Annotated in this window: 21 protein-coding genes and 1 riboswitch; of the genes, 5 read left to right on the top strand and 16 right to left on the bottom strand. The window is 59.1% G+C overall.

Translation table 11 applies throughout. The annotated features are described in order from the left end of the window. Positions 1 to 42 precede the first annotated feature (42 nt). Positions 43 to 900, top strand: coding sequence for an AraC family transcriptional regulator (locus tag ACFOZ5_RS01720; protein WP_379884997.1), 858 nt, complete (start codon positions 43 to 45; stop codon positions 898 to 900). On the opposite strand, the gene ACFOZ5_RS01715 is transcribed toward ACFOZ5_RS01720, so the two are convergent. From ACFOZ5_RS01715 to ACFOZ5_RS01700, 4 genes are all read right to left on the bottom strand, one after another. Beyond that, on the bottom strand, positions 890 to 1,048 hold the full coding sequence (locus ACFOZ5_RS01715) for a hypothetical protein (RefSeq protein ID WP_379884995.1): 159 nt from the start codon (positions 1,046 to 1,048) through the stop codon (positions 890 to 892). The two genes, ACFOZ5_RS01720 and ACFOZ5_RS01715, sit on opposite strands and share 11 nt — an antisense overlap. A 20-nt stretch (positions 1,049 to 1,068) precedes the next feature. Next, positions 1,069 to 2,133: an HD domain-containing phosphohydrolase gene (locus tag ACFOZ5_RS01710; RefSeq protein ID WP_379884994.1), complete on the bottom strand. Its 1,065-nt coding sequence runs from the start codon at positions 2,131 to 2,133 to the stop codon at positions 1,069 to 1,071. Between the two features lie 7 nt (positions 2,134 to 2,140). Next, the gene (locus ACFOZ5_RS01705; protein WP_379884993.1) at positions 2,141 to 5,641 is read right to left on the bottom strand and encodes a PAS domain-containing protein; all 3,501 of its coding nucleotides are present in this window, start codon (positions 5,639 to 5,641) and stop codon (positions 2,141 to 2,143) included. Positions 5,642 to 5,850: 209 nt separating this feature from the next. Continuing rightward, a complete protein-coding gene (locus ACFOZ5_RS01700) occupies positions 5,851 to 7,464 on the bottom strand; it encodes a methyl-accepting chemotaxis protein (protein ID WP_379884992.1) in 1,614 nt (537 codons plus the stop codon). Between the two features lie 990 nt (positions 7,465 to 8,454). After that, positions 8,455 to 8,558: riboswitch (guanidine-I (ykkC/yxkD leader) on the top strand. Positions 8,559 to 8,610: 52 nt separating this feature from the next. On the opposite strand from ACFOZ5_RS01700, the gene ACFOZ5_RS01695 reads away from it, so the two are divergent. The 3 genes from ACFOZ5_RS01695 to atzF are packed head-to-tail and all read left to right on the top strand — an operon-like array spanning position 8,611 to position 12,009. Next, the gene (locus ACFOZ5_RS01695; protein ID WP_379884991.1) at positions 8,611 to 9,426 is read left to right on the top strand and encodes an ABC transporter permease; all 816 of its coding nucleotides are present in this window, start codon (positions 8,611 to 8,613) and stop codon (positions 9,424 to 9,426) included. Further along, positions 9,426 to 10,211 carry an ABC transporter ATP-binding protein gene (locus ACFOZ5_RS01690; protein ID WP_379884990.1) on the top strand — a complete coding sequence of 262 codons (786 nt, stop codon included), beginning with the start codon at positions 9,426 to 9,428 and terminating at the stop codon, positions 10,209 to 10,211. The genes ACFOZ5_RS01695 and ACFOZ5_RS01690 overlap by 1 nt, the downstream gene beginning before the upstream one ends. A 7-nt stretch (positions 10,212 to 10,218) precedes the next feature. Next, positions 10,219 to 12,009: an allophanate hydrolase gene (atzF, locus tag ACFOZ5_RS01685; protein WP_379884989.1), complete on the top strand. Its 1,791-nt coding sequence runs from the start codon at positions 10,219 to 10,221 to the stop codon at positions 12,007 to 12,009. Here the strand turns inward: atzF and ACFOZ5_RS01680 are convergent, their stop codons facing one another. After that, positions 12,010 to 12,441 (bottom strand): YqaA family protein, encoded by a 432-nt coding sequence (locus tag ACFOZ5_RS01680; RefSeq protein WP_379884988.1) that lies wholly within the window; start codon positions 12,439 to 12,441, stop codon positions 12,010 to 12,012. Positions 12,442 to 12,572: 131 nt separating this feature from the next. Next, positions 12,573 to 16,202 (bottom strand): bifunctional proline dehydrogenase/L-glutamate gamma-semialdehyde dehydrogenase PutA, encoded by a 3,630-nt coding sequence (putA, locus tag ACFOZ5_RS01675; protein ID WP_379884987.1) that lies wholly within the window; start codon positions 16,200 to 16,202, stop codon positions 12,573 to 12,575. 283 nt (positions 16,203 to 16,485) lie between these two features. Here putA and ACFOZ5_RS01670 point away from each other — a divergent pair, with 283 nt between their 5' ends. After that, positions 16,486 to 16,938 (top strand): Lrp/AsnC ligand binding domain-containing protein, encoded by a 453-nt coding sequence (locus ACFOZ5_RS01670; RefSeq protein ID WP_379884986.1) that lies wholly within the window; start codon positions 16,486 to 16,488, stop codon positions 16,936 to 16,938. A 133-nt stretch (positions 16,939 to 17,071) separates the two neighbouring features. On the opposite strand, the gene ACFOZ5_RS01665 is transcribed toward ACFOZ5_RS01670, so the two are convergent. The 10 genes from ACFOZ5_RS01665 to ACFOZ5_RS01620 all read right to left on the bottom strand — a co-directional run bounded on the left by ACFOZ5_RS01665 (position 17,072) and on the right by ACFOZ5_RS01620 (position 26,930). Further along, on the bottom strand, positions 17,072 to 17,593 hold the full coding sequence (locus ACFOZ5_RS01665; RefSeq protein WP_379884985.1) for a DUF2569 domain-containing protein: 522 nt from the start codon (positions 17,591 to 17,593) through the stop codon (positions 17,072 to 17,074). Then, positions 17,593 to 17,922: a glutaredoxin domain-containing protein gene (locus ACFOZ5_RS01660; RefSeq protein ID WP_379884984.1), complete on the bottom strand. Its 330-nt coding sequence runs from the start codon at positions 17,920 to 17,922 to the stop codon at positions 17,593 to 17,595. The genes ACFOZ5_RS01665 and ACFOZ5_RS01660 overlap by 1 nt, the downstream gene beginning before the upstream one ends. Before the next feature lie 219 nt (positions 17,923 to 18,141). Beyond that, a complete protein-coding gene (locus tag ACFOZ5_RS01655; RefSeq protein WP_379884983.1) occupies positions 18,142 to 18,387 on the bottom strand; it encodes an MAPEG family protein in 246 nt (81 codons plus the stop codon). After that, positions 18,324 to 18,710 (bottom strand): tautomerase family protein, encoded by a 387-nt coding sequence (locus ACFOZ5_RS01650; RefSeq protein ID WP_379884982.1) that lies wholly within the window; start codon positions 18,708 to 18,710, stop codon positions 18,324 to 18,326. Before ACFOZ5_RS01650 ends, ACFOZ5_RS01655 begins: the two co-directional genes overlap by 64 nt. Positions 18,711 to 18,895: 185 nt before the next feature. Beyond that, entirely contained in the window at positions 18,896 to 19,591 is a 696-nt protein-coding gene (locus ACFOZ5_RS01645) for a lysoplasmalogenase (RefSeq protein ID WP_379884981.1), read from the bottom strand. A gap of 144 nt (positions 19,592 to 19,735) precedes the next feature. Beyond that, positions 19,736 to 20,509, bottom strand: a complete 774-nt coding sequence (locus ACFOZ5_RS01640; protein ID WP_379884980.1) for a CLCA_X family protein — start codon at positions 20,507 to 20,509, stop codon at positions 19,736 to 19,738. Between the two features lie 34 nt (positions 20,510 to 20,543). After that, the gene (locus ACFOZ5_RS01635; protein ID WP_379884979.1) at positions 20,544 to 21,050 is read right to left on the bottom strand and encodes a TFIIB-type zinc ribbon-containing protein; all 507 of its coding nucleotides are present in this window, start codon (positions 21,048 to 21,050) and stop codon (positions 20,544 to 20,546) included. A 172-nt stretch (positions 21,051 to 21,222) separates the two neighbouring features. After that, positions 21,223 to 22,278 carry a ribonucleotide-diphosphate reductase subunit beta gene (locus ACFOZ5_RS01630; protein WP_379884977.1) on the bottom strand — a complete coding sequence of 352 codons (1,056 nt, stop codon included), beginning with the start codon at positions 22,276 to 22,278 and terminating at the stop codon, positions 21,223 to 21,225. Between the two features lie 181 nt (positions 22,279 to 22,459). Further along, positions 22,460 to 25,213 (bottom strand): ribonucleoside-diphosphate reductase subunit alpha, encoded by a 2,754-nt coding sequence (locus ACFOZ5_RS01625; protein ID WP_379884975.1) that lies wholly within the window; start codon positions 25,211 to 25,213, stop codon positions 22,460 to 22,462. Between the two features lie 826 nt (positions 25,214 to 26,039). Beyond that, the gene (locus tag ACFOZ5_RS01620; protein ID WP_379884974.1) at positions 26,040 to 26,930 is read right to left on the bottom strand and encodes a LysR family transcriptional regulator; all 891 of its coding nucleotides are present in this window, start codon (positions 26,928 to 26,930) and stop codon (positions 26,040 to 26,042) included. Positions 26,931 to 26,990: the final 60 nt, after the last annotated feature.

The raw sequence follows: 26,990 nt of genomic DNA, 5'->3' as shown, positions 1-26,990 counted from the left end.
CTGAGACATGCCAGTGAGGTAACCGGAGCCAACGCAGGCTCAATGGCAATCATAATGCCGGTATATGGGACAACCACCTTTGAGGTGATGGATGGCAGGTATATTTGCGGCCCCTGGGCCCCGTTTGTCCTCGACCCCCACGAGGATTTCCACGCAACACTGTCGGAAGACAGTCACCTGCTGATCGTTCAGGTGGTCAATCTGAGACACTCACGTTACCGTCATTTATGCTGGCGTGATAAAACCGTTCTCCGGGACATACTTTCCGGCTTTCTGTACGAAACCCCGTTCTTTCGCAGCCATGACCACGCGCTGGCCCGGCTCTCTCATCTGGCAACCCGGCTATACGGTCTCGTAGACGAGCAGGCAGCCGCTGTCCCCGAACCGGAGAACCGGAAGATCATCGGGGAGGACCGCAGGCTATGCAGAGCCATTGAATTACTGAATGAAAACCTGGGTTCGGATATCCAGATTGAGTCCATCGCCAGCCGCTCCGGCCTGAGTCTGCGTAACCTTCACTACCTGATGAAACAGCACATTGGTCAATCTCCCTACCAGTACATAAGGGGGCGCAGGCTGATAAAAGCACGGGAAGGCATTATCTACGACTACCCCGACAATATTCGTATTGCCGAGCATGCCGCGAAATGGAGGTTCCAGCACGCCGGGCGTTTTTCCGGGTATTACCTGAAGCAATTTGGCGAATACCCGAATGAAACCCTCCGCGAACTGGACCGGCTGAGGCAGTATTCCAGCCAGGTTATGGCGATCAAGAATGAAACCACGGCCCCCACCCATTACTGGATATCCAGCTCAATGAAGCCAGGCCACCAGCATTCACCCCAAAAACAACCTGCCTCTGGGGCGAAGAATGCTGATTCCGGAAAAGTCATTCAATGACACTGACTTCATTACGGGAACAAGACTTGCTCTGGTGAAGCGTCTCATCCGCCCGGGTCTTGGCCGCAACCACAACCGGGTTCTCACCCACCAGCAATGCAGCATCCGGAATAAAATCAACCAGCCAGCCCAGATCAATATCTTTCATGGAAACCGTTCATTCTGGTTTCAGTCCTGGTAGGCATCTTTGATGGCGACAAAGCCGTCGACATCCGCGAGAAACAGGTCGGCCAGTGCAGGGTCAAAGTGCTTGCCCCGATTGTCGCGAATCAACGCCACGGCATCATCCAATGGCCAGGCACGCTTGTAGGGGCGTTCCGAGGTGAGCGCGTCGAAGACATCCGCCAGCGCCGCAATGCGCCCAGACAAGGGGATAGCCTCGCCTGCCAGACCCGCCGGGTAGCCGCTGCCATCCCACTTCTCGTGATGGCTGAGGGCAATCTCGCGGGCCATGGTGAGCAGCTCGCTGTCGTTACCGTCCAGCAGGCGGCCGCCTATCTCGGCATGGGTTTTCATCGTCTCCCACTCTTCCGGCCCCAGCTTGCCCGGCTTCAGAAGGATGGCGTCGGGAATGCCGATCTTGCCGATATCATGCATGGGGCTGGCATGGAGTATGAGGTCACACTGAAACTCCGACCAGCCAACCTTGCGTGCCAGCAAGGCACACATCTGGCTCATACGGATGATGTGGTTACCGGTTTCCTCATCACGATATTCCGCCGCGTGGCCGAGCCGGCGAATGATCTCCAGGCGGGTGTCCTGCAATTCCCGGGTGCGTTCCCGTACCAGCCCCTCCAGGTGTTCTTTCTGATGCCGGACCATCCGGTGGGCGACATGGGCATCGAGGAAATTCCGCACCCGCATCAATAATTCACGGCGGTCAAAGGGCTTGGTGACATAGTCCCGTGCGCCGCATTGCAATGCTTTCAACAGCGATTCCTGCTGATTCTGGGCCGTCAGCACAACAACCGGTGGCCTCAGGGGGTCCCCAAGTTCGTCCAGTTGCTGCATAACCTGGAATCCGTCCATACCCGGCATGTTGAGATCCAGCAGAATCAAGGCCGGCTTGTGGTCCTGGTAGGCCGGCAGCACCTGGAACGGATCATTGATACACACCACCTGCTGGTACCCCTCAGCTGACAGGATCCGATCCAGCAATTTCAGGTTTACCGGTTCATCGTCGACCACGAATATGGTTTGTTCACGGAGGTTGGTGTCGAAATAAGCGGACATAAATGCACTACCTCAGATAGTGTTCCAGCATAGCCAGAAGCCCTTCCACGCTGACTGGCTTGGTCAGATAGTCGTCAAAGCCCGCCTCACGGCCGCGGCGTACCTCGTTGTGCATGGCGTTGGCGGTCACGGCGATCACCGGAATGGCTGCCGTGTGATTGTCGTCCTTCAGGGTGCGGAGGATGCTGTAGCCGTCCGTGTCTGGCAGGTTGATATCGAGCAGCACAAGGTCGGGCTTCTCGGCCCGTGCAATCGCAACGCCCTCGGCACCGCTGGCAGTGGTCCGCAACTGCGCACCGGGATAGCGCTGCATAATGCGGGCCACCAGCTTCAGGTTGGCCGGGTTATCCTCAATGTAGAGCACGGTCCTGGCATCATCAGGGACACCCTCCTCAGTCTGTGCGGAGGTCACGTGCGGCTGAACCACTGGAGAAGCGCTGGTATTGCGGGCACTTAATCCGTCTTCGGAAGGAAGTCGCAACCAGAAAGTGGATCCTTCCCCAACCCGGCTTTCAACGCCGATGCTGCCTCCCATCAGCTCCACCAGGCGCTGGGTCAGCGCCAGACCGATACCGGTGCCTTCAATATGGCTCAGCTCTGCGCCAAGCCGGTTGAACGGCTGGAACAGCTCCGGTATCCGGGAAGAGTCAATCCCCGGACCCGTGTCTGACACCCGGATATCAACCCAGTTGTCGCCATGCTCCCTTGCAGAGATCACCACCTGCCCATGTTCCCGGTTGTACTTGATGGCGTTGGAGATGAGGTTCAGCAGTGCCTGCTTGAGACGCGTCCAGTCGGCGGTAACCCTGAGTGACCCGGTGTCTTCGGCCTGCAAGGTTATTTCCCTGGCACTGGCGGAGTGGCGAACCAGGGTCAGGGTTTCCTCTAGCAGTTCCGGCAGGGAGATCACTTCCAGGGACAGGTCCAGCCGACCGGACTCGATCTTCGCCAGGTCCAGCACCTCGTTGATCAGTGTCAGCAGGTGTCGGCTGGCATTGAGAATTTCCTGCACATTGTCCCTTTGTTCATCGTCCAGGTCCGCATCCATTTCCAGCAACTGGCCAAAGCCAAGAATCGCGTTCAGCGGGGTGCGCAACTCATGGCTCATGCTTGAGAGGAACTCGGACTTGGCACGGTTGGCCTGGTCGGCCCTGTGCTTGGCACGGATCAGGTTCCTGCGATTGATCTCTTCCATATCCAGCATTCGCTGGGAATTGATAATGACGCCGTAGGTAGCAGAGAACGGACGCAGGAATTCAATGAGGGCGTCATCGTAACCTTCCTCGCGGTTCGCCAGGGCGAAGGTGCCCACCAGCTCGGGACCGATGAAGATCGGCACGCTCAGAAAGGTCCGAACTTCCGGATGTCCAGGCGGCAGGCGATCGAAGGAAACATCCGGCATCGACGAATCAACCACCACGGGTTTCCGCTCGCGGATACAGGCGCCCAGCAGGTTGTCCAGCTGCCGGAACTCGAAACGGTCGGTACCCACCCGGCTGAGCATTTCGGATGAGGGCACATCCCAGCTGATGTCCGTGATCGCCTGCAAACGGAGATAGGGCTTTTCACCGTGGTCATGGAGAACCTCCGCCAGATAGCCAAACTCACTGCCGGTCAGCTCGATCAGGTTCTTGAGCATGGTATCCAGGGTCGTCCGGAAACGACCTTCGAGGACGAAGGCGGTGAGGGAGTCGTGGAGCATGTTCAGCAACCTGGCCTGACGCTCCAGCCTCAAATCCGCTTCCCGCATTTCGGTCACGTCCTGGACCACACCGAGCATCCTGACGGCCTGTCCCTGGTCGTCCCGGGTAATATCGCCCGTTTCGAGCAGCCAGCGAACCGTCCCGTCAGGCCACACCACACGATGCTCGATGCGGTAGGGTCGATCTTCCTCAATCGTATTGCGGATCGCCTGCTCTACTGCCGCCCGATCTTCCGGATGTACAGCAGTAATGAAGTTGTCGTAGGACGTCTCCAGGTTGCCCTCGGGATAACCGAACAGCACCGGAATCTGTTCGGTCCAGAAAAGGTCATCGGTTTCAATGTTCCACTCCCAGGTGCCGATTCCTGAATACTTCTGTGCCATGCGGAGACGATCACGCCCCTTTTCGTGCTCGAATTCCCGCTGCCACCGGGTCAATGCCCCGACGAGGATGTTCGCCAGCAGTTTCACCAGGCCCCGCTGAGAAAAGGTCTCTGCCATACCATTGGGGCCGCCATGCAGCGAGACAGCGCCAACCGGAACGTCATTGACCAGCAGAGGGATGGACAAGCTCGCCGTTCCGGAAGTGGACTCATTGTCCTCAGAATCAGCCCAACTAATTCGCAACGCCGGTAATCCCTGCTGTTTTTCAAGCGATCGGGGCCAGTATTGGACGAAAGGATAGTCCTTTTGCAGGTTCAGGGAGATGAGGCTGGTCCCCAGGGCGGAACATAGCGGATCAAGGGCAGAGCAAAGCCCTTCTGCGCCACCGCGCCAACCCACGTCCAGCAATTTTGCCCCGGCTTCTCCAAGGTATGCCGCCAACTCTCCCTGGTTGCTGATCAACGCCTCAGCCTGTTTGACATGGGTAATATCCTTGCGGATGGCCAGGTATTGGTATGGTCGGCCTGCCGCATCCAGGAAGGGCACAATCGTGGAAGAAACCCAGTAAAGGGAGCCATTACGGGCCTGGTTGCAGATCTCCCCCTGCCAGACCTCACCCGACGCAATCGTTGACCATAAGTCCCGGTAAAACTCCGGACTGTGGTGCCCGGATTTTATAATCCGGTGATTCTGACCTATAAGGTCTTCGGCAGTGTAGCCGCTGATTTCGCAGAACCGGTTATTGACTTCGATGATGCGCCCGGCCCGGTCCGTCTTGCTGATAATGGCATGCAGGTTAAGGGCCATCCGCTCCTGTTCGTAATCATGGAGGCGATCGAAGAACTTGTGTCGCGGCAAATCCACGGTAGAGCCGTGTTGAAGACGGCTGGTCACGGCCGGGGCCAGTTGCTCCATGGCGGCGACCAACACAACATCGGGTAGCCCATTTACGGCCTCCAACATTTCCCCCTGTCGCCGCCCACCCTTGAGGATGAAAACGGGTATGCGGTTGAGTTCGGGGAACGTCCGGAAAAGATCGATCACCTGCCGGAGAGACATGGACTCCGGATAATGACTCAGTATCACGGCATCGGGTGGATCCTTGCGTAAAGCCAGAACCCCCGTGTGCAGGTTATCAATCTGATGCAGAGCCATATTAGAGTCAGCAATGATACTTTCCACGCGCTGGTAGACGGCCTCCCGGTCTTCCACAACCGACAGAATGGCATGGCATGGCGCGATTCCAATTCCCAGCCCGCGGCAGGCCTCCCTGATAACACGGGGTGTCACCGGCTTGCCAATGCAACGCAAGGCGCCCAGGGCCACGGCATTCCGGGCACTCTCCAGGGAGAATGCCTTGGACATGGCAAGCCAGGGCGTGCTCGTACCGGAGTCTTTGGGCCCGACGAGAACACCGATCAAGGAAAATTCATCAGACGAAAGTCCATCCAGGTCAACCAACCAGAGATCAGGTACCCATTGGTGCGGGGTTCCGTCCGCAGCAGAGACAAGCCGGCATTGCAGGCCCTCCAGATCAAGCTTTGTTTTTTTGCGTGCCAACCACTGTGCTGTCGAGTGGTCACCAACAACCGCAATATCAATCATGCACTGAAACCCTGGCCATAAACTCCCTATACAACCTGACGGGAAAGCTGTCCCCGCTCACGCAACCTTGTCACCAGCCGGGCCACATCCGCGATCTGCTGCTTGAGCTCGGTCGTGGCGTGCTGGGCTTCCTGCACCAGACCCATGGCAGAGTCACCCAGCTCGTTGATGCTGATGATCTTGCCGGAAATCTCGGACGAGGCGTTATGTTGCTGCTCCGCCGCCGCCGAGGTGCCGTTACAGGCCTCTGAAATATGGTCGATGTTTTCCACCAGTTCCTCGAGTGTGTGGTCAGAACTGACAGCATTCTCCACAGTCTGCCTGGCATGGTGGTCGCAACGCTCCATGGAACTGGTGGCATCCGCCACGGTCTGTCGGAAATGCTTCAGAGTCTGTTCAATCTGCTCTGTCGATGACTTGGTCCTCAGAGCCAGGCTGCGAACTTCATCCGCCACAACGGCAAAACCCCGACCGGCATCGCCGGCACGGGCTGCCTCGATGGAGGCGTTGAGGGCCAGCAGATTGGTCTGTTCGGTGATTTCTCCAATCACTTCCAGTGCGGCTGTTACCCCTCGGCTTGCCTCTGTCAGGTCACCCACGGCGGATGATGCCTGACCCAGCTCCCGGGACAGATTTTCCATACTGTTGCGGGTCTCCTGAGTCAGCTCTCGTCCTTTTGTAACCCGCTCCGAAGCCAGTCTGACCTGATCAAGCATGCTCATGGCATTGCTGGCCACTTCCCGGGAGGTTACTGACATCTGTTCACTGGCCGAGGCAATCGTGTCTGTCGCTGTCGCCTGTTGCTGCACGGCGGAATGGGCGTCGGCACTGCGGCTGATGGTGCACGCGGCCCCGCCGTCGAGCTTGCCGATTACATCATGCATGCGCTTGACCACGGCATCGAGTTCGGCCGATTGCTGGGTGATCGTCAGGTCAAGACTGCCAATATCATCCACACGGCCCGTAAAGATGTGTTCGGCCACGGTGTCGTCAATAACCGACCGAGCGCGTTGAACGCATTGACGCAATGATCCGGTCAGCCACCAGAGAACCAACAGGGAGGCCGCGACAGCGATGCCCCCCGACAGGGCGATGACCAGGGCCGATGGCATCAGCAACTGCACGGTCGTGGTCATGGCAATGATCAAGGCCATGGCAAGCATAAGCTTACTGTGCAGGGACGGACCACGCCGCAGGCCTGGTCTTTCGACGGGACCTTTACCCGGCTGGTTCTTGCTGAGGCTCGCGTACAGTTTTTCCGCCCGGGCCCGGGCTTCCGGTTCCAGCTGGGACCGGATCGATTGCAACTCCACCACGTCGCCGTTTTTGCCAAGCACAGGGATGGCGTAGGCACGAACCCAGTAATGGTCACCGTTCTTGCACCGATTCTTGACAGCACCCAGCCAGGTTTCGCCATTGCGCAATCTTGACCACATCTCTTCGTATGCGGCCCTGGGCATGTCCGGGTGGCGGATGATGTTGTGGGGCTGGCCGATCAGTTCATCCCGGGTGAAACCACTGATCTCGACGAACTCGTCATTGATATGAGTGATCTGGCCCTTGGGGTTTGTGGTGGACAGTATGTTGGCGTCAGAGTCGACAGGGACATTGCGATGGGTAACAGGAGAATTGACGCGCATTTCAGTGCTTCCATGGAAGAATTATAAGATTTCGTATAGCCAGAATATACGGAACAAATTCATTCTAGATGCCACTATGAATACTCGCCGCAACGTCGAAACACACTCAAAACTATCATAGATATTTGATTTAAAAACATAAAAACATGGAGACAGGAATAACTGTTGCCAAAACCGGATACTGAAAGCGCGAGCTTTGCGTTAAATGGATAGAAATCAGGAAATGTTATTTGTCCACTTATTGAAAAATTGCCACTCCTGATATCCAGTTATCGCAAACGAATAGTGAAATAAAATGAATAAATCTTTATAAATTAATATTTTACGGGATATTTAACAGATGCTGCCTTATGCATGTCACTGATTAAACAAATCCCTGTAAATGCCGATATGTATAAATAAGCAGAATCGCCGGAACCAAAATAGTCATCGATCTCCTCGCCTCCACGAGCCGATCCGGAAAGCAACAAGCCGGCAGTCGTTAACCAAGGCATAACCAGTAAAAAATTCTCAGGTCTCCTGCCTGATCCAATCGGGATTTCAGTGCTTTCAAAACACTATGCCAATAAGGCTCGAGGCCCCAGACAATGCTGTTGAAACATTATCTGGCAAACCTGGCTGTTGGAAAACAGCTGTCTGCAAGTTTCGGCATCCTCCTATTGTTCCTGATCACCATCTCTACAGTGAGTTTTTTTTCACTATAGCAGCAAGTGTTTCGTGCCAAGCCGGAGGTACTGTCCGAATCGGGGCACTGCACCTGCGATTCGCGCCCCCACAAAGTGCAGCCCCAGACAATCTTTGCACCTTTTCGGTGCGAACTGGCATGGCGCCATTGCCGGGCATTTCTGATAGCGCGAGCAAAAAACCTATAAAACAGCATATTGAGAGTTTACTTCTGGTCTGGCACGGGCCGTGCAATCCCTCCCCATAACGAAACACAGATCCAGTCACAGCAACACAGCCGCACAGGAAAGCGGGAACACAAGCTGACCAATGGGTGACTAGGGTTCCGGTCCAGTGCGAGTCGCTGGATGACTGGTCCGAGAGTTACCGACCTCTGCGAGGTTACACGGCGGGACAAAAGCCCGGGAGATCGGAGAATCACAGCGATTCCATTGCCGTGTTGCTGCACAGAGGAGACCCTTGATGCGACTGATCAACCGCCATCCTGGCCGGGCACCGGCCCTCATGCTGGGGCTGATTCCCTTCCTGCTCATCGTGCTGGTCTACAGCATGGCCTCCCAGGAGCGCCTGGCGAATAACCCCAACGACAAGCTGTTGCCAGGCCTTGAGCAGATGACCGATGCCGTCAACCGCATGGCGTTCCAGGAAGACCGGCGCAGTGGTGACTACCTGATGTGGCAGGACACCACCGCCAGCCTTCAGCGGCTGGGGATCGGTATGGGCATTGCCGCTTCGCTGGCGCTGGTGGTGGGGTTGCTCAATGGCATCCTGCCCATGGCGCGAGCCGGGCTGGCACCGCTGGTGTCAGCCCTGTCGATGGTGCCGCCGCTGGCGATCCTGCCAATTCTGTTCATTGTGTTTGGCCTGGGGGAACTGTCCAAGGTGATGCTGATCGTGATCGGTACTGCCCCCATCATGATGCGGGACGTGGCCCAGCGGGTACGGGAGCTGCCCCAGGAGCAGCTGATCAAGATCCAGACCCTGGGGGCCAACACCTGGCAGGTGATCACCCGCATGGCCCTGCCCCAGGTGCTGCCACGGCTGATCGACGCGGTACGGCTGAGCCTGGGCCCGGCCTGGCTGTTCCTGATCGCCGCCGAGGCCATTGCCTCCACCGAGGGCCTGGGCTATCGCATCTTCCTCGTGCGCCGCTACCTCGCCATGGACGTGATCATCCCCTACGTGATCTGGATTACCATCCTCGCCATTGTCATCGACCAGTGCCTGCGGTTCGCCAACCGCCGCCTGTTCCCCTGGTACAACGCCGGAGGCCACTGATGAGTTTTATCACCGTCAACAACCTGTGGAAGGAATACGGCCACACCGTGGTGCTGGAAAACCTCAACCTGACCGTGGAACAGGGCGAGTTCTGCACCTTGGTGGGTGCTTCCGGCTGTGGCAAGTCCACCTTCCTGAAAATGCTGCTGGGCCAGGAGCAGCCCACCCGGGGGCAGCTGGCCCTGGAGGGCCGGGACTTTCCCGGTGAACCCGACCGCAACCGGGGCATTGTGTTCCAGCGTTATTCGGTGTTCCCCCACCTGACCGTACGCCAGAACGTGCTGATGGGGCTGGAACTGGAACAGAAGCCGCTGCTGGGCAAACTGTTCGGCAAGGCCCGGCGGGACGCGCTGGAGAAGGTGGACCGGATGATTGAGTCGGTCGGCCTCGCCCACGCCGCCAACAAGTGGCCCCACGAACTTTCCGGTGGCATGCAGCAGCGCCTGGCCATCGCCCAGTCGTTCATCATGGAGCCCCGGGTACTGCTGCTGGACGAACCCTTCGGCGCCCTCGACCCCGGCATCCGCGGTGACATGCACGAGCTGATCCTCAAGCTGTGGCGCGACACCGGTACGACCATCTTTATGGTCACCCATGATCTGCACGAGGGCTTCTACCTGGGCACCCGCCTGCTGGTGTTCGACAAGGTCCGCAATGACCCGCAGAAACCCGAAGCCTACGGCGCCACCATCACCTACGATCTGCCCATCGGCCAGAACGACCGGCAGACCTACGAGTCCATTGAATCGTCCGTGTCGGAAACGGCCCGGGCCCTGTCAGCATGAGGCCACTGTGAAGACCACCATCAATCTCGACATCCCGTCCCTGTTACAGGGCTACCGTAGCGGTGAACTGACCCCGGCCATGGTGGTCGCCCACCTGCGGGAACGGGCGGCAGAGTTCGCCGACCGCAATGTCTGGATCCATCTGGCCAGTGAAGAAACGCTTTCGGTATACCTGGAACGCCTGCAGCAGGCCAGCCCGGACGACCTGCCGCTGTATGGCATCCCCTTCGCCGTAAAAGACAACATCGATGTAGCGGGCATGCCCACCACCGCCGCCTGTGAGGCCTTCCGTTACCATCCGGAGCAGCATGCGGTAGTGGTCGAGGCACTGGTCAGCGCCGGCGCCATTCCCCTGGGCAAGACCAACCTGGACCAGTTTGCTACCGGCCTTGTGGGCACCCGGTCACCCGAGCCCTGGGGCCCGTGCCATAACAGCATCAACCCGGCGTACATCTCGGGCGGCTCATCCTCCGGCTCGGCGGTTGCCACCGCCCTGGGGCTGGTGAGCTTCGCCCTGGGCACCGACACCGCCGGTTCCGGCCGGGTGCCGGCAGCCTTCAATAATCTGATCGGTCTCAAACCCACCCTGGGCCGGCTCAGTGTGCGCGGGGTTGTGCCTGCCTGCCAGAGCCTGGACTGTGTCTCGATCTTTGCCCGCTCCGCCAGCCAGGCGCAGACCATCCTGACCGTGGCGTCTGCCCGCGACGACGGCGACCCCTGGCAACGCCCTTTACCCGTTGGCCACCGTCCCCTGCCGGGGAACTTCCGTTTTGCCGTGCCCAAGGACGACCAGCTGGATTTCGACGGGGACGAGGGCGCCAGAGACCTGTTCGGCGAATCGATCCGCCAGCTGGAAAGCCTGGGTGGTGAAGCGGTGACAGTAAACTTTCAACCATTCCTGGATGCCGCCAGGTTGCTTTACGAGGGGCCATGGGTAGCGGAACGCTATCTCGCCACCAGCCCGCTGATCCAGGAACAGCCTGAAACCCTGCTGGAAGTGACCCGGAACATTATCAGCCAGGGCGCCAACGGCAGCGCCGCCGATGCATTCAGCGCCCGCTACCGTTTGCAGGCTCTGAAGCGGGAGGCGGACCAGGTCTGGGAGCAGGTGGACGTGGTGCTCACACCCACCACGCCCACCATCTACACCCTGGACCAGTTGGAACAGGAACCCGTGGCCCGCAACAGCCGCCTGGGCACCTACACCAACTTCATGAACCTGCTGGACTACAGTGCGGTCGCGGTGCCATCCGGTTTCCTGGCCAACGGCCTGCCCCTGGGCTGCACTATGTTCGCGCCTGCCTTCCAGGATGAAGGCCTACTGGCCCTGGCCAGTCGATTGCATCCGCTAGCCACCACCACCGTCGGCGCCCTGGAAGATCCGCTTCGCAGCCCGGTGCTGGAGCCGTCGGAAGGCACCATCGATGTGTTGGTCTGTGGTGCGCACCTCTCCGGCCTGCCCCTGAACCATCAACTCACCGGCCGCAACGCCATCCTGACAGAGACCACCGAAACGGCCCCCTGCTATCGCATGTATCTGCTTGCCGGTGGCCCGCCCCTGCGACCCGGTATGATCCGCGACGAGGATGGCATCAGCCTCCCGGTGGAAATCTGGCGGGTACCGGCGGACCAGTTCGGTAGTTTCGTCGCCGGCATACCGGCACCCCTGGGGATTGGCAAGGTGGAACTGGCGGATGGCCGCTGGGTACCCGGCTTCATCTGCGAGCCCATCGGTCTGGCAGGGGCGGAAGAGATCACCCACCTGGGGGGCTGGCGGGGTTTCCTGGCTTCCCGGTGATCACATATTGATCCAGCCGAAGGTGAGCAGTGCAGTGATGATGTACCGCCCGCCCTTGGCAAGAGTGACGATGGCAACAAAGGTCCAGAAGCGCTCCCGCATGATCCCCGCAATCAGGGTCAGCGGGTCACCGATAAACGGCGCCCAGCTCATCAGCAGGCTCCACTTGCCCCACCGGTGATAATGGACCTGGGCCTTGTCCAGCGTCTCCGCCTTGAAGGGAAACCAGCGCTTGTAGCGGAAGGTTTCTATATACAGGCCCAGGTACCAGTTCACCACCGAGCCCAGCACATTGCCCACGGTGGCCACCGCCAGCAGTGCCACAACGGAATAAGCATCCATTGCCAGCAACCCCACCAACAGGGCTTCCGACTGGAACGGGAAGAAGGTGGCAGCGGCAAAGGCCGCGAAGAACAGACTGAGATAGGCCATGGGTTTACCGACACTCCGCCCGCAGGCAGGACAAGGGCTGACCCAACACCATAATAAGGATACCCGGGCAATACCAGCAGACGGTTACTCCGTTGCTGGCATTGCCCGCACAGCTCTCCGGAAGCGCCGGCCTATTCGGATGAGGCAATGAGGCTCGCATTACCCCCGGCGGCCGTGGTGTCGATACACAGATGCCGCTCAATCACGTAGCGCTGATCCAGGGTGTGCTCGGTGATCAGTGGCAGCAGGGCGCCATCCCGTTTCGCCAGGGCCTGGCGATACTGCTTCAGCAGCTCCGTCTCGGCGCAGCTCACCACCGCGTGGAAACCTTCCACCGAGACCAGTGCCTCCGGCTCCAGCAGGCCCGCGCTGCTCACCACCGGCAGCCCCGCCTCCGCGGCCTTTTTCAGGGTGTCCTCAACCCCCGGCGCAATCACCACCACCCGGTTGCCCTGGGACAGAGCGGTGGCCGCCTGCTCCAGGGCGGTTTCCCGGTCCGGTCCCAGGCACAACACCAGGCCGCGAGGATGGTTGCTCAGCCGGTTCAGCTCCCCGGTGGGGCCCGGCAGCTCCTCGGCATCGTCGTCCAGGGGATGGGGAGCCTCGCCCAGAATCGGCACCAGGTGTGCCATCCTGTCACCGGGGGCCGGTACCTTGGCTTTCTCCACCTCCCCGATCAGCGCCTTGAGCGCCCTGGCATCCACTGTGGTTGCATCCGGCGCCGCCGGTCGTTGCTTGACGTCAGCCTGCAGGAAACGTCTCACATACTGGGGGCCGCCGGCCTTGGGTCCGGTACCGGACAGGCCCTCGCCACCGAAGGGCTGGGAGCCCACAATAGCGCCAATCTGGTTGCGGTTGACGTAGGTGTTGCCCACGTGGATGCGGCTGGCAATGCGGTCCACCCGGTGGTCCACCCGGCTGTGGATACCGAACGTCAGGCCGTAGCCCTTGGCGTTGACGGCGTCCACGACCTTGTCGATGTCTTTCGCCTCGAAGGTGGCCACATGGAGCACAGGGCCGAAAATCTCCTCCTCCATATCCTCGATACCACTGACCTTGAGTACCGCTGGCGATACAAACAGGCCACCGCCAGGCACCGGTACCTTCTTCAACAGGCGCCCTTCCTTCTCAAAGCGGTCGCAGTATTCCTGGATCTTCTTGCGGGCGCCCTCGTCGATCACCGGCCCCACGTCGGTGGACAGCTGCCAGGGGTCGCCTATGCCCAGCTCATCCATGGCGCCGTATAGCATTTCCAGCAGGTGATCGGCGATGTCCTTCTGCACATACAGCATTCGCAGGGCGGAACAGCGCTGCCCCGCACTCTGGAAGGATGAGGCCAGCACGTCACGCACCACCTGCTCCGGCAGGGCGGTGGAGTCCACAATCATGGCGTTCAGGCCACCGGTTTCCGCCACCAGCGCCGCGTCCGGAGCCATATTGTCGGTCATGGCCTGGTTGATGCGCTGGGCCGTGGCCGTGGAGCCGGTAAAGCAGACACCGGCGATGCGGGAGTCGGACGTCAGACCCGCACCGACCGTAGCACCGGTACCCGGTAACAGCTGGATCGCCGCCTTGGGGATACCGGCCTCATGCATCAGTTCCACCGCACGGGCAGCCAGCAGCGAGGTCTGTTCCGCTGGCTTGGCCACCACGGTGTTACCGGCCGCCAGATTCGCCAGGATCTGCCCGGTGAAGATGGCCAACGGGAAGTTCCAGGGTGAGATACAGCACATCACGCCGCGGGCGTCACCGCTGCCCTCATACCGTTCGGCCTCATTGGCATAGAACTGGGAAAAGTCCACCGCCTCACGGATCTCGGCGACCGCGTCCAGCAATGACTTGCCGGCCTCACGGGTGGTGAGGGCGAACAGCTCGTGGGCGTGTTCCTCATACAGATCACCGACCCGGCGGACGCACGCCGCCCGTTCCGCGACAGGCATGGCGGACCAGTGGCTGAATTCCTCCTGGGCGGCGCCGATGGCGGCATTGATATCTTCCTCGGAAGACTGGGTCACATAACCCACCAGATCCTCCGGGTTGGCGGGGTTGTGCACTACCTCCACTTCCGTGCCAAACACATCCGCCGCAATCAGTGGACCGCCTTTCCAGCGGTGGTCCCGGTATTGCCCGCGCCCCTGCTCGATCTCGTTGATGGTGACCGGATCGGTAATGTCCCAGCCTTTTGAGTTACGGCGTTGCTCGCCAAACAGGCTGGCCGGCTTGACGATGGCTTTGCTGGACAGGTCGCGCCCCAGGGATTCCACGGTGTCGATAGGATCCCGGGCAATCTCTTCCGGCTTGATGCTGGTATCAACGATCTGGTTAACGAAGGAGCTGTTGGCGCCGTTCTCCAACAGGCGGCGCACCAGGTAGGCCAGCAGGTCGCTGTGCTTGCCCACGGGCGCATAGATACGGCAGGGCACGCCGCTGTCTTCCATCACCTGATTGTGCAGTGATTCGCCCATGCCGTGCAGGCGCTGGAACTCGTAGTTCTCCAGGCCGGCCGTGCGGGTCATTTCCAGCACGGCCGACACCGAGTGGGCGTTGTGGGTGGCAAACTGCGGATAGATACGGTCCGCCATATTCACCAGCTTGCGGGCACAGGACAGGAAGGCCACATCGCTGCAGGCCTTGCGGGTGAACACCGGGAAGTCGCTCAGGCCCATCACCTGGGCGCGCTTGATCTCGGCGTCCCAGTAGGCCCCTTTCACCAGCCGCACCATGATCCGGCGGTCCAGCTTCTCCGCGAGGGCGTAGAGCCAGTCCAGCGTCTTCGATGAGCGCTTGCCAAAGGCCTGCACCACCACGCCAAAGCCTTCCCAGCCCGCCAGTTCCGGGTCGGAGAGAATGGCTTCGATCACGTCGAGGGACAGGTCCAGCCGGTCCTGCTCCTCGGCATCGATGTTGAAACCCATGTTGGCGGCGGCGGCCTTTTTCGCCAGCTTCAGGGCCCGGGGCATCAGCTCCTTCATGACCCGGTCACGCTGGCCGTATTCATACCGCGCCAGCAGGGCAGACAGCTTGACGGAAATACCCGGGTTCTTGCGCACATCACCATCGCAGGATTTGGCCAGGTGGTCGATGGCGTGTTCATAGGCCTCGTAATAGCGCAGGGCGTCGGCGTCGGTTCGCGCTGCCTCACCCAGCATGTCATAGGAGTAGGTGTAGCCACGGGCCACGTAATCCTTGCCTTCCCGCTGGGCCTCCTCGATATCGCGCCCCAGCACGAACTGGCGGCCCATCTCCTTCATGGCCTGACCGGCAACGGTACGCACCACCGGCTCCCCCATGCGCTTGACCATCTTGCGCAGGGTATCGCCAACGCTCTGGCGCTCCGAATCCTTCAGCAGGTTGCTGGTCATCAGCAAGGCTACGGTAGTGGAGTTGATAAAGGATGACGAGGCCTTGCCCACGTGGGCACTCCAGTTGCCGGAGGTGATCTTGTCCTCGATCAGGGCATGGATGGTCATATTATCCGGCACCCGCAGCAGGGCTTCCGCCAGGCACATCAGCGCCACGCCTTCCTTGGTGGTCAGGCCGTACTCCGCCAGGAATTTTTCCATGATGGTGGAGCGGGCACTGGAACGAACGTCGCGCACCAGTTCGGCGGCCCGGGCCGAAATGGCCCGGCGCTCTTCCCCGGACAGGCCGGCGTCCGCAATCAGCTCACGAATCGTCTCGTATTCGTCTGCCACATAGTATTCGCGGACGGCCTGGCGGCTTTCCGCCTGTGTTGGTGTTTCTGACTGCTGCGGTTTCATAACGGTAACCTCGTCGTCAACTGTCTCTGACAGGCATTCTACCGGCACACATGCAGACCGTTTTCCTGTATCACCAGGAACAGATAGTCGGAAATCTCTTATTCCATTCGATAAAGCCGACTTTTTCCGGCAAAATCTGACAAATATAGGCAACATGTATTTTCGGGAGACAACCGGCAGTCACCGGCCACCCAGTGGAACCTGTCTCCCTATCAGTCTAGAACCCTATTCCGGGTTACGCAGGAATTGCGCAACCGGTTTCAAATACCAGCGGGAAAACGTCATGGCCGATCCGGATCGCATCGATCATTCCATCATGCGCGAGCTTCAGAAGAATGGGCGTATCACCGTGACCGAACTGGCCTCCCGGGTGGGCCTGTCAAAGACCCCCTGCCAGGTCCGCATGCGCCGGCTGGAGGAACAGGGGTACATCACCGGCTATACCGCCCTGCTGAACCAGACCCGCCTGGGCCTGAACCACATTGCATTCGCCCAGGTCACCCTCAACGACACCAGCAGCAAGGCCCTGGCCGCCTTCAACGAAGCGGTACGGCAGATTGCCGCCGTGGAGCAGTGTCATATGATCGCCGGCAATTTCGACTACCTGTTGAAGGTTCGCACCCGCAACATGACTGAGTACCGGCAGGTGCTGGGCGAACAGATCTCGGCACTGCCCCATGTATTGCAGACCAGCACCTTTGTGGTGATGGAGAATGTGCGGGATGGGGGCGGGTAGGCTTTAATAGAGAAGGACTAAAACAGACGCTCTGTGAAATAGGGGTGCACGTTGTCTTGGCTATTACGCCAGAACGAACGTGCACACACATGGATTCGCTCCGTTTTCCTTCTGACGGACCTTGATACAGCAATCAGCCGCCGTATTCAGCAACCCGACTTACTGACTCAGAAGGCCTTTTCTCAACAAAGGTTGCTTTGACTCTTTTCGAAACCAGCATGTATGGAATCCAGATAAGAGCAGCTATCAGGCTACGCAGGAATTCCTTCATTGTGACCGGGTCAAACATTGGTTCAGACGGTAGCACTATCGTAACGAGCCAGGCATCCAGAGGGATAAAAACGAGCGAAGTAGCCACAATCGCGATATAAACCCTTGGAAAAAGGTAATGCTTTGAAAAGAAAAGATATATCAAACATAGAGAGGCAAAAAACAGTATCGTGTTAAACACTATTTCGCCAACCAGCAACGGCCCCCACAGCGGGTGATACGCTCCCGATCCTGGCGTGGTTAACACGTCCCACGTACCATCCTGAAATATCGGTACATAAAGTGGAACATACGTTACCAGCAACATAATCGGGGTAGCAATCACCCCAATGGCCACCAGAATCAGCCAACCGCCAAGTCCTTTCAGGTCTTTATTTTCACTCATCAGTCGAGGCTCTCATTAATACGTGCAGGGTCATATCCTTTTATCACATCGCCGTTGACCAGAAGCACCGGGACACCACTGCCCCCAAGAGCATCGAACTGGCGCTTGCCTTCCTCCGACTTCTCGATATCGTACTCATGGTAAGGAATGTCACTGGAGGTAAGATATTGCCTGGTCTTTTCGCAATAGCCGCACCAATCGGTGGCGTAGAGGATGACCTTGCCGCCATGGGCAGCGGCATAGTCCGGTGGCGGGTTAAAGAACTCGTTAATGTTTCCCCATTGCTGGAAGACAAGAGCAGCCAGTGCGATAAAAACCATCTTTTTCATCCAGAAAATCCCTTTCCTTGAACACCGTGTGTTTTCAACTGCCCGCTACCGGTGATCGTAACCATCCTGACCTGAAGACTTCCGAGCGATCAGGGCTTCTTATCTGTAGCTAAAAATCACATTATCAGATCTGATCAGTCGCTTCCGGGATTGCTCGACAGTCTGCGATCAAAAACACAAACCAGTGGCGTGCAAAACGAGGCGAAATCACCATGTCGATCATGCTCGGACAAGCGCCGCCACAATCTGAAAACTCATTACCAACATACAAACTACCCCGACCACAAACGCCACCGTGCGCCAGGGCTGTACGGCACACAGGGAAAACAGGGTGTGCAGGTAGCGGGCTCCCGTAAATATCAGAGAGAGCCAGGAGGCCAGGCCAGGTGAAAGCCCTTCAATTACACATTCACCGAATACTTCAGATCGCGCGCTTCGTCCCCGGTCATCCCCCGGAACCCCCAACTGTGAGGCGGCTGCTCCTTGATGGTCACTTCGATATCCACAGGGGAGATCCCCAGCTCCGACTCGATCCGGCTGAAAAGCGCCTTGATCAGGGCTTTCTGGGTCTCCGGAGCGCGACCCTGCATCATGTTGATTTCGATGATGGTGTAGGCGTCCGTTCTGCCACCGGGATAATACAGGTCCTCCGCATCCATCGGGATAAAACGGTGAGCCCGCTTGTCCTCCGGCATGCCCAGAACCGTTTGCATACATCCATGTATCACGTCGGAAAGCCGGGCCTTGATGGGGTTAAGACGCTCTTTGATTCCATAGATCACTATCATGCTGCCTCCTGCAACGCTCACGGGTTAGCCCAACAGCGTACTTTCAAGGTGTCTTTACCACCAGCATTTCGGTAGCGCCTTTCTGACTCTCCTGGTCTGTATAACGTTGGCTAACCGGGCCCCGAGATGGGACCGCTGTCGGCTATCTCGTGGCGCAGAGGTCAGAGCGCGCTTCGATAAAGGTTCTAACGGGCGGGATGCTTCCCCCATTCTGGCGAGGCATCACTGCCATGCCTGACCATGCCAAAACAAATCAGCAACTGAGCTGCGTAATAGGTCGTCATTACGGCCACACCGGACCACGCAAAGGACGAAACAAATTTGTCGATGGCAATCAGGGTGTCACTGATCATGAATATCAGTGCGCCTACGGCCACCCATAGGAACTGCCGGTCAGCCCGAAAACCGGCGGAGATTGCCATCAGGCTGATAGCGGCCATATAAACCGTGGTGACAACCTGTAGGTCACCGGTCTGTGGAATGATGTACAGCGTGCAGGCCAGAGTGTAGCCAACGACCCCGGCTGCCCAGAACAACCGACCCGCCCGCCAGTGAAACTGGGTGAGAAACAGCGCTGTGTAGGTCAGTTGCGCCAGAAGGAAAGCACCAAGACCCGGAATAAACAGCCCGTCCAGACTCAGAAGTATGTCACCGATACCCGACAACACGAGCGCAGCAACCAGCAGGTTACGGGTGTTACCCGACGCCTTTGTCACCACAAACTGCAGAAGCAGGGCAATGGGGATGATCTTGAATAACCACCCCACGCCTTGAGGAAAAACGTCTCGAAAAACGATGTACAACAGTGCGCCCCCGGCAAAGACCAGCAACCAGATAGTCGACGGTACCACTGGAGGTGGAGGACCAAGAGGTGGTTTCATCGGCACTGCCTCCAGGCTGCGTTTATCTCGTTCAATATCGAATCTCATTCACTTTGTATATCAACAGGCGCCCGTCCCTGAACCATAGCGGGTCGGCAACCGACCCGAAAGGGATACGCCAGCCTGTTTACTTCACGCCGGCACTCACGCTTTGATTCGCTGTAGCGCACGGCCAAGGTTAAGAAAGTAGTTCTGAAACGCGCCGTTGATAGCTGCCCGCTGTTCACCCTGCGGATACAGCCCCATCCTGGCTTCTTCCGATTCCTGGGTACCCTTCACCAGGAACTCGTTCTTGCAGTCCGCATCCTGCACAAACGCTTCGAAGGCCCGTGCGCAGAGTTCTTCGGGTTTGCTGAAGTAGTGCACACCGGCGGCCTTGTCAGCCAAGGCAGAATTACGAAAGAGCTCGCTGGGAGCGGTGCCCGCTTCATTCAGCAGTATGCACTTGTAACAGGCCTGCAGGCGATGGTTCAGGGGGTGGCTGATGGCATTGTCGCGGGTTAGCCATAGAGTGGACCCAAATTCTCCCTTGCCGGTGCTTTCGAACAGCTTGTCGGCAATGTAGTGGTCAAAGGCGTGAAACCATTCGTGGGCGATACTGCCGGGTCCGGCGTTCTTGGCCAGGGCGAAACTGCGGGTGGCCGGGGTGTAGTGGGCGGACACACCCGGCTGGCCCCCGATACCGTACTGCAGGGCCAGGTTGCCCCGCAGGGAGATGAGGGTTTCATTACCCCCCAGGATGTTCATCAGGTCGCACAAGGCATCGTAGAACAGGGTCGCGCTGCGCTGCTTTTCCGGTTCGGTCACCCAGCGGCCGATCTCGACGGTGCGAAACTGGAAGCGACGGCGTACATCCAGGAAAGTCACCGGGGCGCCGGCGCGATGGTCCGGGCCCCGGCGATAGAACTGTCTTGGCATGAAGGTTCAACGAATAAGGTTTTATAAACACAGTCTACCTTCTACGCCGAACACCCAACACAGACCACAACACATCCGTCACATGGTTGATGCGATCAGTGCTTTCCTGCTGTTCCCGCTGATAGTCACGATATTCCGGACTGTTGAATTTCGCTTCGACAAAGTCCCTGCCGACCTGCTGCCTTTTTGCCTGGGTGGGGAACAGCCTTCTCAGGTGTTCCAGCTCGCCAGCATCCAGCCAGATACCGTTACAGGTAACGCACTCATCGATTTCAATCTGATTCTCTGGACTGTAGTAGTACCGCCGCATAACTGTCGTGACGCACTTCGGACAGTTAATCCGTTCGTTCTGAACCAGAAGAGGAACACTGAACTGCTCCAGGTGCTCTGCCAATACCTCACCTCGCAGCTCAGTGCTTTCATCGAATTTCTCAAGCTCGAAATTGTCGAAGAAAACACCGCCACATGCCTTTGATACATCAACGGTGATGCCCCCGACTTTCAACGGCCTGAGCGGACTTCCTGTTCTCGGACACTTCATATTCCCTCCATGGAGTTTCAGGCAAACCTAGCGGTCCGCATGACACGACGTTCGTCTTTTGATCTAAACACTATCAGATAGTTATAGGCATTTCTCCGCTGACTTATGGAGTTTTGCGAACGCGTTCGCTGAACTCCGGGATGCACACCATCGATTGATACCCCCTCGCCGGCTACCACTCCAACTGTGTGCCAGTCTGGTATTCGATAACCCGCGTCTCGAAGAAGTTCTTTTCCTTACGCATCGTCGCCTGCTCGTCCAGCCAGGGTGAGACGTTTTTGGCTCCCGGGAAAGGTTCTTCCAGACCAACAGTCCGTGCGCGCCGGTTGGCCACAAAGCGGAACTGCTCGCTATGGTACTCGGCGGAGTAGCCCAGGATGGGATCGCGCAGGATGTAGTTGGCGTAGTCCCGTTCTGCGGCTTCAGATTCGTCCCACATGTCGCGCACAGCTTTGGGGTCGAGGGTGATGTTTTCTTCCTCCAGGATCTGGTTGACCACTTTCAGGCCGAAGGAGAAGTGCATGGCCTCGTCCCGCAGGATGTACTGCAACTGTTCGCCAGTGCCGCGCATCAGGCCCCGGCGCTGCAGGGCAAAGATGGGGCTGAAGCCATTGTAGAACCAGGCACCCTCGAACACGGCGGCGAAGAACAGGTAGGACATGATGAATTCCTGCAGGTCGTCCCGGTTGCGCAGGTTGAGGTCGGAGCGCATGGCGGCATCCAGGCGACGGTTGGCCATCTGGATCTTGCCGTTGATCGCCGGCACCACGCGGTAGCGGTTGTAGATCTCGCTCTGGTCCAGGTTGAGGGTTTCGATGCAGTGCTGGTAGGCCCAGGTGTGCATGGCTTCCTCGTAGACCTGGCGGGCCTGGTAGATCTGCAGTTCCGGCGCACTCATCTTTTCCATCACCGCCAGGCCTATATTGCGCATGGCGAGGATGTCGGAGGTGGTGAGGTATGCCAGTACGTTCTCGTAAACGTGTTTTTCCGACGGGTTGAGGCGGTGGTGGTAGTCGTGGACGTCCTGGGCCATATTCACGTCCAGCGGCGTCCAGTGGTTCTTGTTGGCGTTCATGAAGTACTCCCAGGCCCAGGGGTACTTGAACGGTGCCAGCTGGTTGATGTCGGTTTCGCCGTTGATAACGCGTTTGTCGTCGAGGTTAACAGGGGCCGGGCCTTCCGGAGTGGCTTCTGGTGTTGATTTTGGTTCGTCGTCCCAGTTCAGCATGGGGATCTCCTTTAATAAGGGTGATGCCAGGGGTCGAGGGTACCGCCATACAGCCCCTCTCCCTTGAGGGGAGAGGGGTTGGGGTGAGGGTGGAGACTCCAATTCTGCAGTATGGCCGCCTCCCCCTCTCCCTCCAGGGGAGAGGGAATGTATGATGCCGACTTTCGTGATATCTCAGCCTCTACTGACAGGCTTCGCAGTCAGGCTCGTCTATGGAACACACCTGCGGCTGTGGCGCGGCGACCGGTGCTGTCTTTTCAGCACCCGTGGCACCCAGGGAGCGCAGGTAGTAGGTGGTTTTCAGGCCCCGTTCCCAGGCCAGCTGGTACAGGTTGTCCAGTTTGCGACCGTTGGGTTCGGCCATGTACAGGTTCAGGCTCTGGGCCTGGTCGAGCCATTTCTGGCGCCGGGCGGCGGCTTCCACCAGCCAGCGGGCGTCGATTTCGAAGGCGGTGGCGTAGCGGGCCTTGAGTTCATCGGGGATGCGGTCGATCTGCTGGACGCTGCCGTCGAAGTACTTGAGGTCGTTGACCATGACGTTGTCCCACAAACCCTCGGCCTTGAGGTCGCGGACCAGGGACGGGTTGACCACGGCGAACTCACCGGAGAGGTTCGATTTGACGAACAGGTTCTGGTACGCCGGTTCGATGGACTGGGACACGCCCACGATATTGGAGATGGTGGCCGTGGGCGCGATGGCCATGACGTTGCTGTTGCGCATGCCGTTCTTGGCGATGAGCTCGCGCACCGGTGTCCAGTCCAGGCGAACGCTGGTGTCCACGCTGAGGTCGCCTTCCCGGCGGTTTTCCTTCAGGCGGTTGACGGAGTCGATGGGCATGACGCCCTGGTGCCACAGGGAGCCTTCGTAGCTTTCGTAGGCGCCGCGCTCACCAGCCAGTTCGGCGGAGGAGCGGATGGCGAAGTAGCTGATCTGCTCCATGGCCACGTCGGCGAATTCCACGGCTTCCGGGCTGGCGTAGGGCAGACCCAGTTTGTAGAGGGCGTCCTGGAAGCCCATCAGGCCCATGCCCACGGGGCGGTGGCGCAGGTTGGAGTTGCGGGCCTGGGTTACCGCGTAGTAGTTGATGTCGATGACGTTATCGAGCATGCGGACGGCGCGGCAGACGGTGCGCTCCAGGCGCTGGACGTCCAGTTCGCCGTCTTTCACGTGGGCGGCCAGGTTCACAGAGCCCAGGTTGCACACGGCGATTTCGTCCGTGCTGGTGTTGAGGGTGATTTCGGTGCACAGGTTGGAGCTGTGGACCACGCCCCGGTGCTGCTGAGGCGAGCGCAGGTTGCAGGGGTCCTTGAAGGTGATCCAGGGGTGGCCGGTCTCGAACAGTACGGTGAGCATCTTTCGCCAGAGCTGCTTGGCAGAGACTTTCTTGAATAGCTTGATCTTGCCCTGCTCCGCCAGTGCCTCGTAGTGCTCGTAACGCTCGCGGAACTCGTTGCCATACAGGTCGTGCAGGTCGCCCACGTCGCTGGGGGAGAACAGGGTCCAGTCCTGGTCGTTGCGCATGCGTTCAATCAGCAGGTCCGGCACCCAGTTGGCGGTGTTCATGTCGTGGGTGCGACGGCGTTCGTCGCCGGTGTTCTTGCGCAGCTCCAGGAACTCCTCGATGTCCAGGTGCCAGCTTTCCAGATAGGCACAGACCGCCCCCTTGCGTTTGCCGCCCTGGTTGACGGCTACGGCGGTGTCATTGACCACTTTCAGGAAGGGCACCACGCCCTGGCTCTGGCCGTTGGTGCCCTTGATGTGCGAGCCAAGTGCGCGCACCGAGGTCCAGTCGTTGCCCAGGCCGCCGGCCCACTTGGACAGCATGGCGTTGTCGCGGATGGCGCCGTAGATGCTTTCCAGGTCATCCTGCACCGTGGTGAGGTAGCAGGAGGACAGCTGGGAATGGCGGGTGCCGCTGTTGAACAGTGTGGGTGTGCTGGCCATGTAGTCGAAGCTGGACAGCAGGTCATAGAACTCGATGGCGCGGGCGTTGGGATCGTCCTCCCGCAGGGCCAGGCCCATGGCCACGCGCATGAAGAACACCTGGGGCAGTTCCAGCCGCGCCTTGTCCCAGTGCAGGAAGTAGCGGTCGTACAGGGTCTGCAGGCCCAGGAAGCCGAACTGGAGGTCCCGCTCCGGCTTCAGGGCCTCGCCCAGACGGTCCAGGTCAAAGGCGGCCAAGGCTTCGTCCAGCAACTCATAACGGATGCCTTCATGGATAAAGGCTGTCAGGGCCCGGGGATAGAGATCCGACAGTGACAGGTCAGTGGGTAGGTTGAGGGCCCCGGCGGTTTCCAGCCGGATCTGTTCCAGCAGCAGCCGCGCGGTGACCGCGCTGTAGTCCGGCTCCTGCTCTATTCGGCCCCGGGCAGTCATGACCAGGGCGGAGAGCACGCCGGTCTCCTCGATACCGTCGTAGAGGTTGCGTAGGGCGTCCTCCACCAGTGACTCGCCGTCGATGCCCTCAAGGCCATGGGCAGCCTGCTCCACCTGCAGTTTCATCAGCCCCAGGTCCAGGGGGGCCAGCTCACCGTCGGCTTTTCTCACGGTCAGGTGGGGGTGGGCTTCCACCGGCTCGTCCTGCGCCCGCTGACGGGCGTGTTCTTCCCGGTAGAGCACGTAGGCCCGGGCAACCTTCTGTTCGCCGCCGCGCATCAGGGCCAGTTCCACCTGGTCCTGGATGTCCTCGATATGCACCTTGCCGCCTGCCTTCAGGCGTCGGCTGATGGCCTGCAGGACCTGATCGGTCACCTGCTTCACGGCATGGTTGATATGGGCGGAACCGGCGGCCTTGTCGCCCTCCACGGCGAGGAAGGCTTTGGTGACAGCAACACTGATCTTGGAGGGGTCAAAGCCGACCAGCGTGCCGTTGCGCTTGATGACCTGGAGGGATTCGGTGGTGGCTGGAGGTGCTTCGGCCAGGGCTGTGGACATGGGTGTTCTCCTTTACAACGCGTTGGTATTACGAGACTTCGCGTTGCAGGAGATTTCCGGGCAGGATCGAGCGTCGGTCACCAAAGCTTGCGGGAGCTTTTCTCCCTCTCCCCTGGAGGGAGAGGGCCGGGGTGAGGGGGAGGAGTTTAACTCCGGAGTCCGCCGCTTTCCCCCTCTCCCTAACCCTCTCCCTCCAGGGGAGAGGGGATGATGACAGTCATCCGCTAGCCTGGGACCAACGACCGCTAATCGCCGTGGCCAAAGAATCTGTCTGCTAACCTTATAAACGCGAAGGCTCGACATTCTGTCCAGGGCAGGTCTTCGGACTCAGGGGCAGAAACCTGTCGGTTCGGCCTTGCGGGCGACTTCCCGGCTGGAGCCCCTGGTGACCTCCTGAGTCGCCTCTGGCTTTCAGAGCGCTTCACAGTCAAGGCGCGACTTTGCAGTAAGGCCGGGGCCTTTCAAAAAGTCGCAACGCCGATTGTGGAGCGCTCTGAAAGCCCCGAAGGGCGTGCTCTGAAAGCTGCACCTGCTGTGTTGCGACTCTTGCCAAGGGCTTCGGCCATTGCCGGCGAGCCGCGCCTTGCATCTGCAACTTTCAGAGCACGCAGAGGCGATTCAGGAGGTCACCAGGGGCTCCTTGCCAGTGTCATGATGCCCGCTCGTTCCCCAATACCGCTGCGCGTCAGTTCCGGATTCTCACCGGATTCCCGTTACCAGTTTGATCAGTGATTAATCACTATATCTGGTAGTTCGCCAAGGACATTAACACTATATACAGAGAAATCTTCCCTAACAAGCGAGACATTTCAGAAAGCGGAAGTGATCAGGCCGGAGAGCTCTCCGCCGCTATCCCGATAAAGGCGCGGGTGTGCTGGTCGTGGAGGTCGGCAGTTCTTACGCCCAGGTTGATGTGCTTGTGGATACCCTGCTCCCCGAGCCGCACCGGGACGATGGGCAAGGTCTCAGCGTATTCCTCCACCAGCCAAAGCGGCAGTGTAGCCACACCCCGACCGGCAGCGACCATCTGCAACATCATCTCGGTGGCTTCCAGCACCTTGTGTTTCCGGGGCAGGCAATTGGCGGGCAGCAGGAACTGCTGGAAGATGTCCAGACGGTCGATGGCCACCGGGTAGGTATACAGTGTCTGGGCGGCCACCTGCTCCGGGGTTACCCGCTCCAGCCCGGCAAGCTCGCTGTCCCGGCCGACCACCAGCACCTGCTCGTAGGGAAACACCGGCTCGAAATGGATGCCCTCCCGCCGGATGGGGTCCGGGCTGACCAACAGGTCGATATCGTGGTTAAACAGCGCCGCCATGCCACCAAACTGAAATTTCTGGGTGACGTCCACATCCACCCCCGGCCAGCGGGCCAGGAACGGGTCCACCACCTTGAGCAGCCACTGGTAACAGGGGTGGCATTCCATGCCGATGTTGAGGGCACCCCGTTCCCCCCGGGCGAACTGCAACAGTCGCTCATCCACCCGCTCCAACTGGGGCAACAGGCGGTTGGCCTCCCGCAGCAGGTAGTCGCCGGCCTGGGTCAGCTTCAGGCCACGGCCTTCCTTCTGCCACAGGGGCGTGCCCAGCAATTGCTCCAGCCGGGTGATCTTGTGGCTGAGGGCAGACTGGGTCAGGTGCAACGCCCGCGCGGCTGCGGTCAGCGAGCCCTGGCGTTCGATTTCCCGCAGGATTCTGAGGTGGCTTCGTTCAATCATGGCATATCATGAATTCTGGTCATGGTTTGGTGACATTTAACCATTTTTCGTCATGAACTA

It is taken from the genome of Marinobacter lacisalsi (genome assembly GCF_042651045.1).
GTDB lineage: Bacteria > Pseudomonadota > Gammaproteobacteria > Pseudomonadales > Oleiphilaceae > Marinobacter > Marinobacter lacisalsi.
Note: the sequence above shows the minus strand (reverse complement) of the source record. Positions and strands in the feature narration are given on the sequence as shown.